At 74.3% G+C, this 14,868-nt stretch carries 16 protein-coding genes and 1 riboswitch; of the genes, 8 read left to right on the top strand and 8 right to left on the bottom strand.

Features of this window, described 5'->3' with window-relative positions:
• Positions 1–10: 10 nt before the first annotated feature.
• Positions 11–2,095, bottom strand: a complete 2,085-nt coding sequence (locus tag ABZY31_RS19985) for a YhgE/Pip domain-containing protein (RefSeq protein WP_356412182.1) — start codon at positions 2,093–2,095, stop codon at positions 11–13.
• Positions 2,067–2,915: an ATP-binding cassette domain-containing protein gene (locus ABZY31_RS19980; protein WP_356412180.1), complete on the bottom strand. Its 849-nt coding sequence runs from the start codon at positions 2,913–2,915 to the stop codon at positions 2,067–2,069. Before ABZY31_RS19980 ends, ABZY31_RS19985 begins: the two co-directional genes overlap by 29 nt.
• Before the next feature lie 294 nt (positions 2,916–3,209).
• Between ABZY31_RS19980 and ABZY31_RS19975 the strand changes: the two genes are divergently transcribed.
• The 5 genes from ABZY31_RS19975 (at position 3,210) to ABZY31_RS19955 (ending at position 7,398) form a co-directional block, all read left to right on the top strand.
• Positions 3,210–3,683 (top strand): SAV_6107 family HEPN domain-containing protein, encoded by a 474-nt coding sequence (locus ABZY31_RS19975; protein WP_356412178.1) that lies wholly within the window; start codon positions 3,210–3,212, stop codon positions 3,681–3,683.
• Between the two features lie 89 nt (positions 3,684–3,772).
• Positions 3,773–4,531, top strand: a complete 759-nt coding sequence (locus ABZY31_RS19970) for a methyltransferase (protein ID WP_356412177.1) — start codon at positions 3,773–3,775, stop codon at positions 4,529–4,531.
• Positions 4,532–4,783: 252 nt separating this feature from the next.
• Complete coding sequence (locus tag ABZY31_RS19965; protein ID WP_356412176.1) at positions 4,784–5,194, top strand: DUF3040 domain-containing protein; 411 nt, start codon at positions 4,784–4,786, stop codon at positions 5,192–5,194.
• 143 nt (positions 5,195–5,337) lie between these two features.
• A complete protein-coding gene (locus ABZY31_RS19960) occupies positions 5,338–5,955 on the top strand; it encodes a DUF4126 domain-containing protein (RefSeq protein WP_356412174.1) in 618 nt (205 codons plus the stop codon).
• Between the two features lie 18 nt (positions 5,956–5,973).
• Entirely contained in the window at positions 5,974–7,398 is a 1,425-nt protein-coding gene (locus ABZY31_RS19955; protein ID WP_356412172.1) for an NAD(P)/FAD-dependent oxidoreductase, read from the top strand.
• 31 nt (positions 7,399–7,429) lie between these two features.
• Here the strand turns inward: ABZY31_RS19955 and ABZY31_RS19950 are convergent, their stop codons facing one another.
• The 5 genes from ABZY31_RS19950 to ABZY31_RS19930 all read right to left on the bottom strand — a co-directional run bounded on the left by ABZY31_RS19950 (position 7,430) and on the right by ABZY31_RS19930 (position 11,915).
• The gene (locus ABZY31_RS19950) at positions 7,430–8,383 is read right to left on the bottom strand and encodes a hypothetical protein (RefSeq protein ID WP_356412170.1); all 954 of its coding nucleotides are present in this window, start codon (positions 8,381–8,383) and stop codon (positions 7,430–7,432) included.
• Positions 8,384–8,424: 41 nt separating this feature from the next.
• Positions 8,425–9,339: a methylenetetrahydrofolate reductase [NAD(P)H] gene (metF, locus tag ABZY31_RS19945; protein WP_356412168.1), complete on the bottom strand. Its 915-nt coding sequence runs from the start codon at positions 9,337–9,339 to the stop codon at positions 8,425–8,427.
• Between the two features lie 145 nt (positions 9,340–9,484).
• The gene (thiE, locus tag ABZY31_RS19940) at positions 9,485–10,123 is read right to left on the bottom strand and encodes a thiamine phosphate synthase (RefSeq protein WP_356412166.1); all 639 of its coding nucleotides are present in this window, start codon (positions 10,121–10,123) and stop codon (positions 9,485–9,487) included.
• A 70-nt stretch (positions 10,124–10,193) separates the two neighbouring features.
• Positions 10,194–10,559, bottom strand: a complete 366-nt coding sequence (locus ABZY31_RS19935) for an Rv2175c family DNA-binding protein (protein WP_356412165.1) — start codon at positions 10,557–10,559, stop codon at positions 10,194–10,196.
• Between the two features lie 102 nt (positions 10,560–10,661).
• Complete coding sequence (locus tag ABZY31_RS19930; RefSeq protein WP_356412291.1) at positions 10,662–11,915, bottom strand: FAD-dependent oxidoreductase; 1,254 nt, start codon at positions 11,913–11,915, stop codon at positions 10,662–10,664.
• Between the two features lie 127 nt (positions 11,916–12,042).
• A riboswitch (TPP riboswitch) is annotated at positions 12,043–12,155 on the top strand.
• On the opposite strand from ABZY31_RS19930, the gene thiO reads away from it, so the two are divergent.
• From thiO to ABZY31_RS19915, 3 genes are all read left to right on the top strand, one after another.
• A complete protein-coding gene (gene thiO, locus ABZY31_RS19925; protein ID WP_356412163.1) occupies positions 12,153–13,331 on the top strand; it encodes a glycine oxidase ThiO in 1,179 nt (392 codons plus the stop codon). Its footprint overlaps the riboswitch before it by 3 nt.
• A complete protein-coding gene (gene thiS / locus ABZY31_RS19920) occupies positions 13,328–13,564 on the top strand; it encodes a sulfur carrier protein ThiS (RefSeq protein WP_356412161.1) in 237 nt (78 codons plus the stop codon). The genes thiO and thiS overlap by 4 nt, the downstream gene beginning before the upstream one ends.
• Before the next feature lie 2 nt (positions 13,565–13,566).
• A complete protein-coding gene (locus ABZY31_RS19915) occupies positions 13,567–14,382 on the top strand; it encodes a thiazole synthase (RefSeq protein WP_356412159.1) in 816 nt (271 codons plus the stop codon).
• A gap of 302 nt (positions 14,383–14,684) precedes the next feature.
• On the opposite strand, the gene ABZY31_RS19910 is transcribed toward ABZY31_RS19915, so the two are convergent.
• Positions 14,685–14,868, bottom strand: a 184-nt coding sequence (locus tag ABZY31_RS19910) for a hypothetical protein (protein WP_356412157.1), incomplete at its 5' end; no start/stop codon positions are given.

The following is a 14,868-nucleotide window of genomic DNA, read 5'->3' as shown; positions in this document are numbered from 1 at the left end:
CCCCGCTCTCCTACAGGCTCAGGTCGGGGTGCAGCCGGGACATCGACCACACCTGCTTGCCGCGGGCGGCGAGCGTGGTGAGGGCGAGGGCGCCGACGGTGAAGGCGGCCAGGACGGCGAAGCCGGTCCAGACGGGGGCGAGGTCGCCCCCGGTGATCAGCCGGCGCAGGCCCTCGACGACGTACGACATCGGCAGGTAGGGGTGGATCCAGCCGAAGAAGCCGGGGCTGGTCTGGACGGGGTAGGTGCCGCCCGCCGAGGTCAGCTGGAGCATCAGGACGACGAGGACGAGGATCCGCCCGGCCGCCCCGAACTTGGCGTTCAGCCACTGCACGATCGCCGCGAAGCAGGCGGTCACCACGGCGAGGAAGCCGAGGGTGAGGGCGGGGCGCGCCATCTCCAGGCCGAGGCCCCAGTGCAGTACGGACATCAGCGCGCCCACCTGGACGATGCCGAGCCCGGCCACCGGCAGCCAGCCCGCCAGCGCGATCCGCCAGGACGAGGCCCCGGCGGCGAGCGCCCGCTTGTTGAGCGGGGCGATCAGCATGTACGCGACCATCGCGCCGACCCAGAGGGAGAGCGGGATGAAGTACGGGGCGAAGCCGGTGCCGTAGTTGGGCGCCTTGTGCAGGGACTCGTTGGCGAGCTTGACCGGGTCGGCCATGACCTGGGTCCGGGCGTCGCGCTGGGGCTGGTCGTAGTCGGGGATCTTGCCGACGCCGTCGTGCAGGCCGGTGGCGAGGTCGCCCGTACCGTCGACGAGCTTGAACATGCCGCCGTCGAGGGTGTGGGCGCCGTCACCGAGCTTGCCCACGCCGGTCTCCAGGCCGCTGGAGCCGGTGGCTGCGGTGCCGAGACCGGTGTGCAGCTGGGCCGTGCCCTTGGCGACCTTGTGGGCGCCGGTGTTGAGGGCGTCGACCTTCGCGACGGCCGCGTCGAGGTCCGACGAGAGCGCCGGGGCCTTGGCGGCGAGGTCGCGGGCCTGCGTCTCCAGGGTGGTCAGCTGGCCCTTGAGCTTGCCCAGGTCGCCGCCCGCGTCCTTGACCAGCGTGTTGACGTCGGAGGTCAGCTCGGCGGCCTCGGCCGCGTCGTCCTTGACCTTCTTCAGCTGCGGGCAGGAGGCGGGCTGGGGGCCGGTGGCCTTGGTGCAGACGTCGGCGTAGACCGAGGCGGCGCCCGTGGAGACGCGCTGGGTCACCCGCGCGGCGTCGGGCGCCTTCTTGGCGAAGGTGTCGAGGTGGTTGTTGACCGTGCGCGCGGTGTCGGCGACCAGTTCGGCGGTGTCCGAGAGCTGCTTGGGGTCCTTGACCAGCGGGCGCGCCTTGTCGGCGGCGCCGTGGACCTTGTCGGCGAGAGCCTGGGTGCCGGACGCGAGGTCCTTCGTACCCGTCTCCAGCTGGCCGGCGGCGGTGTCGAGCTTCTTGATCCCGCCCGCCAGTTCGCCGGTCTTCTCCTTGGCGGTGTCCAGGCCGTCGGCGAGGTCCTTGGCGCCCTCCTTGGCCTTTCCGGCGCCGTCCTTGAGCTTGTCGGCGCCGTCGGCGGCCTCGGCCGTCTTGTCGTGCAGGTCGGAGAAGGAGACGAAGATCTTGTCGAGGAACCCGCGGGAGGCGTTGGCGGACGCGGCGGAGCGGACCTCGGCGAAGACGGTGCGCGAGATCGACCCGACGATGTAGTTGTTCGCGTCGTTGGTGCGGACCTGGAGGGCGCTGGTGGTGGGGTCCTCACCGGAGCTGGAGGCGATCTTCCGGCTGAAGTCGGCGGGCATGGTGAGGGAGAGGTAGTACGTCCCCTTTTCCAGGCCCTTGGCCGCCTCGTCGGAGCCGACCTCGTGCCACTCGAAGGTCTTGCTCTGGCGCAGCTTCTTGGTGATCTCGCCGCCCGCGTCGATGTGCTTGCCGGCCGCGTCGGCGCCCTTGTCGTCGTTGACGAGCGCGACGGGCAGCTTGTCGAGGCGGCTGTACGGGTCCCAGAACGAGCAGAGGTACAGGGCGCCGTAGAGCAGCGGCAGCAGGAGGAGGGCCACGAGCGCGGCGGCGGGCAGCTTCCCCCGTCCGAACCGCTTCAGCTCAAGCGCGGCGAGTTTCGGCGAGCGCATCCGCCTCCCCCTTCGTGTCGGTGGTGTCCGTCTCGGTGGCGGCGGTGTCGGTGGCGTCCGCCTCGCTGCCGGCGGTGCCGGTGGTCTGCGGGGTGTCCGTGGTCTCGGACGGGACCGGGGTACCGGTTTCGCCCGTCCGCAGGACCACCGCGCCGGCGGGTGCCTCGCTGCACACCGCGAGGACCGTGGTGCCGGAGTCGGCGATGTGCCGCAGCAGCGTCCAGGCCTCCTCGCGCTCGGCGCCGGACAGCTTGAGGTCGGTGTCGTCGACGGCCAGCAGCCGGGGGCCGCCGAGCAGGGCGATGGCCACGGACAGCCGCAGCGCCTCCAGCCGCTCCAGGTCGCGCACGGAGGTGCGCGGGCCCTTGGGCAGGGTCTCCAGGCGCAGTCCGACGGCGGCCAGCGCGGCGTCGATGCGGACCTGGGCGCCCGAGGCGCGCTCCGCGCGGGGGCGCAGCAGGGCGCGCAGGGGTCCCTCGTAGCGGCGCTGGAGCAGGGCGCCCTCGCGCAGCTGCTCGGCGACGGTGAGCGCGGGGTCGAGGTCGGTGACCCCGGGGACCGGGCCGAGGGCGGCGATGCGGCGGACCGCGGCCATCTTCTTCGGCAGCCGGTGGCGGGCGATCTCGGCGGATCCCTCGGTGGTCTTCATCCGGCCGGTGAGCGCGAGGAGCAGGCAGGTCCGGCCACTGCCGGAGGGCCCTTCGACGGCGATCAGCGAACCGGCCGGGGCGTCGAGCGACACCCCTCGGAAGACCCAGCCGCGCGGGCCCTTGAGTCCGAAGTTCTCGGCCGTGACGGCCGCTCCGTGCGGGCTGTCCACACCCTCCCCCTCTTTTTGAACTGACTGGTCAGTTCAAAAAGTACCAGCATCGGCCCACCGACCGCACATCCGGGGGGTGTTATGCCGCCGATGTGGGGAAAGCTGCTGGTCAGAGCGATTGTCAGTGGGTGCCTTCACGATGGAGGGCAGAAGCACGCATTGCGCGGGTGCCCCGACACCAAGACGCCACGCAGCACGGCGCCCTGGCACCGGGTCACCGGCGGGCAAAACGAAGCAGGAAGCAGGAAGCACAAGGCACCACGGCACGCTCCACGCAACGACAGGAGGTTCGTCATGGCCACACCGTCCCCGTCCCCTGTCCATCCCGTCCTGCGCTCGTCGGGTGCCCCTCCGGCCGCCGTCGAGCTGCTCGACAAGGCCCGGCGCGGGCTCGCGGAGGCGGCGATGCTGCCGCAGCCCAACGAGCGGTACGCCACCGCCCACCTCGCCGCCCTGCGCACCGCCGCGGCCGTGCTCGCCGCGCGCGGGCAGCCCGAGGCCGCGCACCCGCGCCGCCGGCCCCCGATACGCAGCGCCTGGGAGGTGCTCCCCCAGGTCGCCCCCGAGCTGGCCGAGTGGAGCACCCACTTCGCCTCCGGCGCCGCCCGCCGGGCCCGGGCCGAGGCGGGCATAGCGGACGCGGCGAGCAGCCGGGACGCGGACGACCTGGTGCGTGCCACCGCCATGTTCCTGCGCCTGGTCGAGCGGATGCTGTCGCTCCAGCCGCTTCTGCCGGGGCCCCGGCCGGACCGTCCCGAGCTGGGATGACCCGGCCGACCGGCGGGGGCGGCGGGCGGCGGAGGCCATAGGGTGGGTCCCTGACCGCTCACCCTTTCCGCGCCGAGGAGTCATCAGCCGTGTCGGACACTTCCCGCCCCCGCGCCTCCCTCCGCACCGCCGTGGTGTGGGAGGTCCTCAAGGACGCTCTGGAGCGCCGGGCCAAGGCGACCGGGCGGGACGTGCTCGACGTACTGGACACCGGCGGCGGCACCGGCAAGTTCGCCGTCCCCGTGGCCCGGCTCGGCCACCGCGTGACCGTGGTCGACCCCAGCCCGAACGCGCTGTTCGGGCTGGAGCGCCGGGTCGCGGAGGCGGGTGTCGCCGATCTGGTGCGCGGGGTCCAGGGCGACGCCCAGGGCCTGCTCGACGTCGTCGACCGCGAGGCCTACGACGTGGTGCTGTGCCACGGCGTCCTGGAGTACGTCGACGACCCGGCCGAGGGCGTCGCCAACACGGTCGCCGCGCTGCGCCCCGGCGGCATCCTCAGCCTGCTCGGCGCCGGCCTGGGCGGAGCCGTCCTGGCCCGCGCGCTGGCCGGGCACTTCACCGAGGCCCGCACGGCCCTGACCGACCCCGCGGGGCGCTGGGGCGCGGGCGACCCGGTGCCGCGCCGGTTCACCGCCGACCAGCTCACCGAACTGTGCGGTGGAGCGGGCCTCGACGTCGGCTCCGTGCACGGGGTCCGGATCTTCGCGGACCTGGTGCCCGGCGTCCTCGTGGACACCGAGCCCGGAGCCGTCGAGGCCCTGCTGCGCCTGGAGGAGGCCGCGGCCGAACTGCCCGCCTTCCACGCGGTCGCCACGCAACTGCACGTCCTGGGCGAGAAGCGGGTCTGATCTGCGGCGCTGTCGCCGACGGAGTACCTCGCGGAACACCCCGTTCAGCCGGTCGGCCCCGTATGATCGGGGGACACCGCCCGGCATGGTGGACGGGCCAATGGGGAATAAGCGCCTCAACGACCGCCCTTACAACGGTACGGTTTGGCGAAATGGCGCAGAGGGGCGGGTTTCACGGGGGCGATTCCCTGCCTATCCTGGAGGGGACCCCCGGTCGCTACCCCGCGCGACCGACGGATGAGGAGGACTCCCGTGCCGCTCTCGGAGCACGAGCAGCGCATGCTCGAGCAGATGGAGCGAGCGCTGTACGCCGAAGATCCCAAGTTCGCGACAGCGCTTGAGGGAAGCGGGCTGCGTACGTACACCCGGCGACGGGTCTACCAGGCGGTCGCAGGCTTTCTGGTGGGTATCGCGCTCCTCATGACCGGAATGGTCGCGCAGAACCTGATCTGGGTCAGCGTGGTGGGGTTCCTCGTCATGCTCGGCTGTGCGGTTCTCGCCGTCACCGGATGGCGCAAAGCGCCCAAACCCGGCGAGCAGTCCGTCACCGGCGGTGCCGGTGATCTGGGCCGCGGCCAGAGCCGGCAGCGCCGGAGCATGATGAACCGGATCGAGCAGCGCTGGCAGCGCCGCCGTGACGAGCAGGGCCAGCAGGGCCAGTAGCAGCGGGCCCCCGCAGGACACAGGGGTGAGGGGACGGACGCCGGTCGGCGTCCGTCCCCTCACCCGTCTCCGGGCGACCGGCCCGCGGCCCCCGCTCCGCGGGTTGGCCCGCCCGGCCGGGCCGCGTGCTGCATGATGACCGGGTGAGTGTCCTCCCCCTGGTCTTCACCAGCGGCTGGGCCAGCGGGATCAACGCCTACGCCGTGGTCCTGCTGCTCGGCATCTTCGGCGCGACCGGGCTCACCGACGAGGTGCCCGCTTCACTCCAGCGCACCGACGTCCTGGTGGTCGCGGGCGTCCTGTTCCTCTGCGAGGCCGTCGCCGACAAGATCCCGTACGTGGACTCGCTCTGGGACACCGTGCACACCGTCATCCGCCCCGTCTCCGGGGCCGTCGTCGGGGCGCTGCTGGCCGGGCAGAGCGGTTCGCTCTCCGACATCGCCGCCGGGGCGGTCGGCGGATCCACCGCGCTGGCCAGCCACTTCGTCAAGGCCGGCACCCGGATGGCCGTGAACACCTCGCCCGAGCCGTTCACGAACATCGCGCTCAGCACGGCCGAGGACCTCGGCGTCGGCGGGATCGTCACCTTCGCCATGTTCAATCCGCAGGCCGCCGCTGTCATCGCGGGCGTGTTGCTGCTGATCGGGCTCGCGATGCTGCTCTACCTGTGGACCCGGATCCGCCGCTTCCTGCGCCGCCGCGCGCAGCGGCGCGAGGAGAAGCGCCTGGTCCGGGCCTCGACGACGGGCCCACCGGGGTGACTCGGTAGGGTCGGGCGCATGGCACGAATTGCGGTGACCGGCGCCGGGATGGGCGCGATGGCGACGGCCGCCCGGCTGGCGGTGGCGGGCCACCGGGTGACGGTGTACGAGCGCTCGGCGACCTACGGCGGCGCGGTGGGGCGCTTCGAGCGCGACGGTTTCTCCTTCGACACCGGACCGGGTCTGCTGCACCTGCCCGCCGTCTACCGCGATCTCTTCGTCAAGACCGGCAAGCGCCCGCTGGAGGAGTGCGCCGAGCTGATCCAGGTGGACCCGGCCGCCCGGCACCTGATGGCCGACGGCGCCGGGGTCACCCTGCCGGGCGCCTCGCGCGGCGGGGTCGCCGCCGTCCTCGACCGGGCCTTCGGCGCGGGCTCCGGGGACCGCTGGAACGCCGTCCTGGGCCGCGCGCGCGACGCCTGGGACGCCACCCGACGCCCTCTGCTGGAGGAGCCGCTGCGCCCCGACTGGCGGGTACTGGGCCGCGACCCCTACCCCGCGCTGCGCGGCAGCGGGCTGCTGCGCCGCCGGCCGCCGACGCTGGCCGAGATGGCCGGGCGGGAGCTGGGCGGGCCGCTGGCGACGCTGCTGGAGGCCATGGTCCTCGGGCACGGGGCCGACCCGCGCACCGCGCCCGCCGCCGCCGCGGTGCTCGCGTACATGGAGCAGACCTTCGGCAGCTGGTACGTCCGCGGGGGCCTGCGGGAGCTGGCCACCGCCGTGTACGAGCGCTGCCGGGAGCGGAAGGTGGAGTTCTGCTTCGGCGCCCCGGTCCGGGAGGTGCTGGAGCACGACGGCCGGGCGGCCGGGGTGCTGCTGGAGGACGGGACCCGGGTGGCGGCGGACGCGGTGGTCTGCGGGGCCGATCCCCGCGGGCTCCTGGTCCCGCTGCTGCCGGGCGCCCGGCCCTGGCCGGCGGACTCGGTGCCCCCGCGCACGGAGGCCCTGAGCCGCAGCACCCTCTTCCTCGCGCTGCGCGGCCCCCGCCCCGGGGACGCCGTCCACCGCACCGTGGTGCACTCCCGCGGAACCCGGCCCGTCACGGTGCTGCGCCCCGACGACCCGGCCACCCGGCCCGACGCGGACCACGAGGCGGTCACCGTGAGCGCCGCGTGCACCGTCGCCGGGACACCGGACGCGGAGCTGCTCGCGGCGGCCGAGCGGGCGGTTCCCGGGCTGCGGGAGCGGCTGCTGTGGCAGGAGGCGCGCACCCCGGCGGACATCGCGCAGGACACGGGCGCGGTGGACGGCGCGGTTCCGCCGCCCGCCCTCGCGGGGGCGGGCGGGCGCATGCTCTACCCCGCGAACGCGACCGCCCTGCCGGGCCTGTACCTGGCGGGCGGCTGGGCCCACCCCGGCGGCGGACTGGCGCACGCCGGGATGACGGGGGCCCTGGTGGCGGGCCTGATCGTGGAGGGGGCCGGTTTCCGCGGCTCCCGCTGAGCCGGCGCCCCGGCCGCCGGGCGCCCGGCCGTCAGTAGCGGTACGGCTCGTGGTCCCCCGTGCCCGGGTACGGGTACGGGTAGGGCTGCTGCGGATCCGCCGGGTCGGGGTGCTGCCCCTGCTGCTGGGGGTCCGGCTCGGTGTAGCGCTGCTGCGGCACCCACACGCCGCCGGGCGGGGTGTCCATGGAGTACTGCTGCTGCGCCGCCTGGTTCTGGGCGGCGTACGGGTCGGCGTACGGCGCGTAGTCCGCGTACTGCGCGGGCTGGGCGCTGCCGCCCGTGCCGATGTAGGGGTCGGAGTAGGCGGCGTACACCTGCTGGTCCCCGGCCACCGGATAGCCGGTGTGGTAGTCGTACCCGTCGCCCTGGTACTGCTGCTGCGACTGCTGCGGGTGGCCGTCCTGCGCCGGGGCGAACTGCGGGTCGTAGTAGGCCGCGTACTGCTGGGCGTCCTGCGGGTGCGCGTCCTGCTGACCGGCCGCTGCGAAGGGGGAGGCGAAGGCCTCGGTCGGCTGGGCGCCGTACGGTCCCGGCTGCTCGTCCCGGTGCGCGGCCGCGGCGTCCCGGTCCCCGCCGTGGAAGGCGTCGCGGTCCGCTCCGGTGTCGTCGGCGTCGTCCGGACCGGACGCGGTGGGCCCGTACTCCAGGTCGCTCACCTCGAGGGCGGGCTCGCGCTGTGCGCCGCCGGCCCCGCGCCGCCGCTTGGAGGCGGTCCGTACGGGCGCCCCGCCCCGGCGCAGCGCCCAGCCGGCCACGAAGCCCTTGCGGAAGGAGAGCGTCACCAGGGTCTGGCCGACCGCGAAGGCGGTCGCGCCGGCCGCGATGACCAGCACCGAGGGCAGCATCACCCCGACGACCACGCCCACGAAGCCGGTGAAGGCGAGCAGCCTCCAGCGCAGCCTGGCCTTGTACTGGAGCAGTACCTCGGCAAGCAGCCACAGCGCGACGAATCCGAACGCGATGTAGAGGACCGTCATTCCCATGCATGGCCCCTCTCGGGTAGGCCGCCCACGGGTACGGCCGTTCAGGCCCGCTGGTGCAGGCCCAGGTTCTCGTAGATCTCCAGCGTCGCCGTGGAGTTGTGCGTGATGAAGTGCAGTCCGGGAACGCCTTCGGACAGCAGCCGCGCGCAGAACTCCGTGGCGAACTCGATGCCAATGGAGCGTACAGCGGCGCGATCGTCCTTGACGGCGAGCATGCGCTCTTTCAACTCCGCGGGGAAGACCGCGTTGCTCAGTTCCGGCAGCCGGTCCAGGGTCCGCACGTTCACAACAGGCATGACTTCAGGGATGATCGGGGTTTCGCAGCCCGCCTTCTCCACCCGGTCGCGCAGCCGCAGGTAGTTCTCCGGATCGAAGAACATCTGTGTGATCGCATAGTCGGCGCCCGCACGGCACTTGTCCACGAAGTGCCGGATGTCCGTGTCCCAGTCGAGGGACCGCGGGTGCATCTCGGGGAAGGCCGCGACGCCGACGCAGAAGTCGCCGGACTCCTTGATCAGCCGGACCAGGTCGGCGGCGTACAGCACGCCCTCGGGGTGCTCGATCCACTCGCCGAGCGGGTCGCCGGGCGGGTCGCCGCGCAGCGCGAGCATGTTCCGGATCCCGGCGTCGGCGTACTGGCCCAGCACGTGGCGCAGCTCGGCGACCGAGTGGTCGACGGCCGTGAGGTGCGCGACCGGGGTGCAGGTGGTGTCGGCGGCGATCCGCTCGGTCGCCTTGACGGTGCCCCCGCGGGTCGAACCGCCCGCTCCGTAGGTCACCGAGACGAAGCTCGGGGCGACGGCCTCGATGCGGCGCAGGGCGTTCCAGAGGCTGCGCTCCCCCTGCTCGGTCCGGGGCGCGTAGAACTCGAAGGAGTACGACGACTTGCCGGACGCGAGGATGTCGCGGACGGTGCGCGCGCGGTCCGGGCGGGTGGAAGCGGTACCAAGGGCCATGTGCGCAGGTTAGACGCGCCCTTGCGCCGACCGAAGCGGCGTCCATGGATTGGACAGATTTTTGGACGGTCGGGGCGGCCGGGGCGGGTCCGGGGCTCGCCGGGACCGGCGGGACCGGACCTTGCCGGGCCGACGGCCGGGGCGCTCAGCCCAGGCGCGCGCGAACCCGCTTCGCGAGGTCCGCGGCGGCCGCGCCCGGGTCGGTGGCCTCGGTGATCGCGCGGACGACCACGACCCGCTCGGCGCCCGCGTCGAGCACCTCGTCCAGGTTCCCGGCGTCGATCCCGCCGATGGCGAACCAGGGGCGGTCCTGGGCGAGCGAGGCGGTGTACCGGACCAGGCCGAGCCCGGGCGCGTGACGGCCGGGCTTGGTCGGGGTGGGCCAGCAGGGGCCGGTGCAGAAGTAGTCGACGCCGGTTTCGGCGACGGCGGCGTCCACCTCGGCCTCGGCGTGGCAGGAGCGGCCGATCAGCACGCCGGCGCCGAGGATGGCGCGGGCGGCGGGCACCGGGATGTCACCTTGGCCCAGGTGCAGGACGTCGGAGCCGATGGCATGGGCCACGTCGGCGCGGTCGTTGACGGCGAGGAGCTTGCCGTGGCGCCGGGCGGCTTCGGCGAAGACCTGGAGGTGTTCGAGTTCCTCGCCCGCTTCCATGCCCTTGTCGCGCAGCTGGACGATGTCGACGCCGCCCGCGAGGACGGCGTCGAGGAACGCGGGGAGGTCGCCCTGCCGCTTGCGGGCGTCCGTGCACAGGTAGAGCCGGGCATCGGACAGCTGCTGCATGGGAGAACCCCCGGGGTGGCCGTGGCGTACGGGCCCGGGCGGGCCCGCACACCACGTGGAGCGGATCAGGTCAGACGGCGAGCGCCTGAGCGCGGCGCTTTACCTCCGTGCCGCGATTCTCGCTCAGGGCCTGCACGGGGGTGCCGGGCAGGGTGGGGTCGGCGGTGAACAGCCACTCCAGGATTTCTTCGTCGGTGAAGCGGTCGTCCCGCAGCACGGTCAGCAGGCCGACGAGACCCTTGACCACCTTGTCGCCGTCGATGAAGGCGGCCGGCACCTGGAGGGAGCGGTTCTCCCCGCGGCGCACCGCGATGAGCTGGCCTTCCTTCACCATCTGCCGGACTTTGGTCACCTCGATGCCGAGCATCTCCGCGATGTCGGGGAGGTAGAGCCAGGCAGGGACGAGCTTTTCGATCTTTGCGTCAATCTCGGTCACGAGGACAAGCCTGCCATCCAGGACTGACAGCCGGTAGTCGGGCGGGCCGGGCGGGGTTCCCGCGGGGCCCGCGGACCCTGCGGGAACCCCGCCCGGTCCCGGTCACAGGACGGCCGATTTCAGCGGAACGGCCGGGTCCGCGGCCTTCGCCGGGTCCACCGGCGCCCCCGACTCGATGAGCTTGCGGCCCTGGGCGAGATCGCGCGGGCGCCCCACGGCGAGCACCGCCACCAGCACCCCCGCGCGCAGCCAGCACACCGACCAGGCGTCGTCCGCCGGGTCGCCGCGCCACAGCAGGGTGTCGGCCGCGGCGTGGTGGCCCGCGTACTGGACGAAGCGGCCGAACTGCTCGGACCAGAAGTACGGGACGGGGTCGTAGACGGCGGGGGGTTCCCCGGCCAAGGCGGCCAGGATGTTGGCGGCGACCGTGCGCGGGCCCTGCAGGGCGTTGTCCCAGTGGTGGACGAGGAGCCGCGCGCCGTAGCGCGCGGACGGGAAGGAGGCGCAGTCGCCGACGGCGTACACGTCGGGCAGCGAGGTCCGCAGGTGGGCGTCGGCCGTGACCGAGCCGTCGCTGCCGCGCTCGACGCCGGTCCCGGCCAGCCAGCCGGTGGCGGGGCGGGCGCCGATGCCGACGACCACGGCGGCGGCGGGCAGTTCGCCGCCGTCGGCGAGCAGCACCCGGCCGGGGGCTCCGGCGGCGCCCGGTTCGATCCCGGCGACCCGGGCGCCGGTGATCAGGCGGACCCCGGCCCCGGCGTACCAGGCGGCCATGGGCGCGGCGACCTCGGCGGGCAGGGCCCCGGCGAGGACCCGGTCGGCGGCCTCGACCACGGTGACGGCGCAGCCCGCCCCGCGGGCGGCGGTGGCGAACTCGGCGCCGATCCAGCCCGCGCCGACCACCACGGCCTCGGGTGCGGCGGCCAGCACCGGGCGCAGCCGCTCGGCGTCGTCGAGGGTGCGCAGCAGGTGGACGCCGGGCACCCCCTCGGTGCCGGGGAGGGTGAGCGGCTCGGCGCCGGTGGCCAGGACCAGGACGCCGTAGGCCACCTCGCCCGCGGTGGTGTCGAGGGCGTGGTCGGCGGCGCGCAGCGCGGTGACCTCGACGCCGAGCCGCAGGTCGATCTCCAGGCCGGCGAAGTCCACCTCGAAGGCGGCGCCCTCGGCCTTGCCGAGGAGGACGGCCTTGGAGAGCGGGGGCCGGTCGTAGGGCTGGTGGGGCTCGGCGCCGAGCAGGATCACCGGTCCGGTGAAACCCCGCTCCCGCAGGGCCACGGCGGTCTGCACCCCGGCCATTCCGGCGCCGACGATCACCACGGGGGGCGGGGCCCCGGGCCCGTCCGTCGGCTCGCCCACCGGGCCGTCCGCCCGCTCGTACGTCTGCTCGGTCTGCTCGTTCACACCGCCACCCTAACCATCTGATGATCCGCCAGGAACAGGGAGGCCGCTTACCCGGTCCCGGCGGCGGGGTTAGTCTGGCCACCGTACCTATCGCGGGAGTCCGGGCGCACCGGGCTGAGAGGGAGGCTGGACGGCCTCCGACCGTACGAACCTGATCCGGGTCATGCCGGCGAAGGGAGGGGCTGGACGCCCATGCACTCTCACGGAGAATCCGGCCGGGGATGCGATGTCCTCGTCATCGGGGGCGGCATCATCGGCCTGGTCACCGCCTGGCGGGCGGCCCGCCGCGGACTGCGCACCGTACTGGCCGACCCGGCCCCCGGCGGCGGCGCGGCGCAGGTCGCGGCCGGCATGCTCGCCGCCGTCACCGAGCTGCACTACGGCGAGGAGACCCTGCTGGGCCTGAACCTCGCCTCCGCCGAGCGCTACCCGGCCTTCGCCGCGGAACTCGCCGACGCGAGCGGCGGCCTCGGCATCGGTTACCGCGCCTGCGGCACCCTGGCCGTCGCCCTCGACGCCGACGACCGGGTCCACCTGCGCGAACTGCACGCCCTCCAGCGCCGCTGCGGCCTGGAATCCCAGTGGCTGACGGGCCGCGAGTGCCGCCGGCTGGAGCCGATGCTGGCCCCGGGCGTGCGCGGCGGGCTGCGCGTGGACGGCGACCACCAGGTCGACCCCCGGCAGCTCGCGGCCGCGCTGCTGGCCGCCTGCGAACGGGCCGGGGTCGTCCTCCACCGGGCGAAGGCCGCCCGGCTCACCGTCACCGCCGACCGCGCTGCGGGCGCGCTGCTCGACGACGGCATCTCGGTCGCCGCCGACCAGGTGGTGCTGGCGGCGGGCAGCCTCAGCGGCAGGCTGGACGGCGTACCGCCGCGGGCGCTGCCTCCCGTACGGCCGGTCAAGGGGCAGGTGCTGCGGCTCACCGTGCCGCCCGCCCGCGCGCCGTTCCTGTCCCGGACGGTCCGGGCCGTGGTCCGCGGCAGCCACGTCTACCTGGTGCCGCGCGAGAACGGCGAACTCGTCGTCGGGGCAACCAGCGAGGAACTGGGCTGGGACACCACCGTCACCGCGGGCGGGGTGTACGAGCTGCTGCGCGACGCGCACGAGCTGGCCCCCGGGATCACCGAGCTGCCGCTCACCGAGACCCGCGCGGGCCTGCGCCCCGCCTCCCCCGACAACGCCCCGCTGCTCGGCCCCACCGAACTGCCGGGGCTGCACCTGGCCACCGGCCACTACCGCAACGGCGTCCTGCTGACCCCGGTCACCGGCGACGTACTCGCCGACGTCCTGACCACGGGCGAGCTGCCCGAGGTGGCCCGCCCCTTCAGCCCGCGCCGTTTCTCCGCCGTACGCGAGGAGTCCCCCGCATGACCGCCTCCGGCCCCCGCGCCGCCTCCGCCGCCCGCGTCATCTCCGTCAACGGCGAGCCCCGCGAGATCCCCGCCGGCACCACCCTGGACGCTGTCGTCGCGACGCTGACCGCTGCCCCCAAGGGGGTCGCCGCCGCGCTCAACGAGACCGTGGTCCCGCGCGGCCAGTGGGCCGCCACGGCGGTGGACCACGGCGACCGCGTCGAGGTCCTCACCGCGGTCCAGGGAGGCTGACCATGGCCGACGACCACGACAAGGACCACGACGACCTCTTCACCCTGGGCGACCGGACCTTCTCGTCCCGCCTGATCATGGGCACGGGCGGTGCGCCCAGCCTCGACGTACTGGAACGGGCGCTGACCGCCTCCGGGACCCAGCTGACCACCGTGGCGATGCGGCGCCTGGACCCGACGGTCCAGGGCTCCGTCCTGTCCGTCCTTGACCGGCTCGGCATCGCCGTCCTGCCGAACACCGCGGGCTGCTTCACCGCGGGCGAGGCCGTGCTGACCGCGCGGCTGGCGCGGGAGGCGCTGGGCACCGACTGGGTCAAGCTGGAGGTGGTCGCCGACGAGCGGACCCTGCTGCCCGACGGCGTCGAGCTGCTGGACGCCGCCGAGACCCTCGTCGACGAGGGCTTCACGGTCCTCCCCTACACGAACGACGACCCCGTCCTCGCGCGGAAGCTGGAGGACGTCGGCTGTGCGGCGATCATGCCGCTGGGGTCGCCGATCGGGTCCGGGCTGGGCATCCGCAACCCGCACAACTTCGAGCTCATCGTCGAGCGGGCCGGGGTGCCGGTGATCCTGGACGCGGGGGCCGGGACGGCGTCCGACGCGGCGCTGGCGATGGAGCTGGGGTGCGCGGGGGTGATGCTGGCGTCGGCGGTGACGCGGGCGCAGGTGCCGGTGCTGATGGCGGCGGCGATGCGGGACGCCGTGGCGGCGGGCCGGCTGGCCCGTCGCGCGGGGCGGATCCCGCGCCGCCACTTCGCCGCCGCGTCCTCCCCCGCCGAGGGCCGGGCCACCCTGGACCCGGAACGCCCGGCCTTCTGACCCCCTTACCTGCCTCCGGCGGGCCCTCAATCGCCGGGCAGGCTGAAATCGCCCCCACCGCCGCCTGCGGCGCGCCCTCAAACGCCGGGCGGGCTGGAATGTCCCCGAGCGGGCTGACAGCGCCGCCGCACAACCGGACGCCAAAGGCCGAGCCCCGCCCAATCCAGCCGCCCGGCGATTGAGGGCCCGCCGGAGGCAACAGCGGCCACCGCGCCGCCGCACCCGCCACGCCTGCGGCGCGCCCTCAAACGCCGGGCGGGCTGGAATGGCCCCCTGACCGCCAAGCGCAGAGCCCAGCCACATCAAGCCCGCCCGGCGATTGAGGGCCCGCCGGGTGTACCCCGTCGGCCCGCCGCCCACGATCCGCGTCCCGCCGACCAGGTAGGGGTTGTGTAGAGCTGGATGAGACGGGTCAGCTCGGCGTCGAAGGCGACGATGAGGGCGATGGCGGCGAGCGCGAGGAGCACGACGCCGTTGGAGTAGACG

The sequence above is a fragment of the Streptomyces sp. NPDC006529 genome (genome assembly GCF_040611795.1).
GTDB lineage: Bacteria > Actinomycetota > Actinomycetes > Streptomycetales > Streptomycetaceae > Streptomyces.
This window is presented reverse-complemented; position numbering and strand designations above follow the sequence as displayed.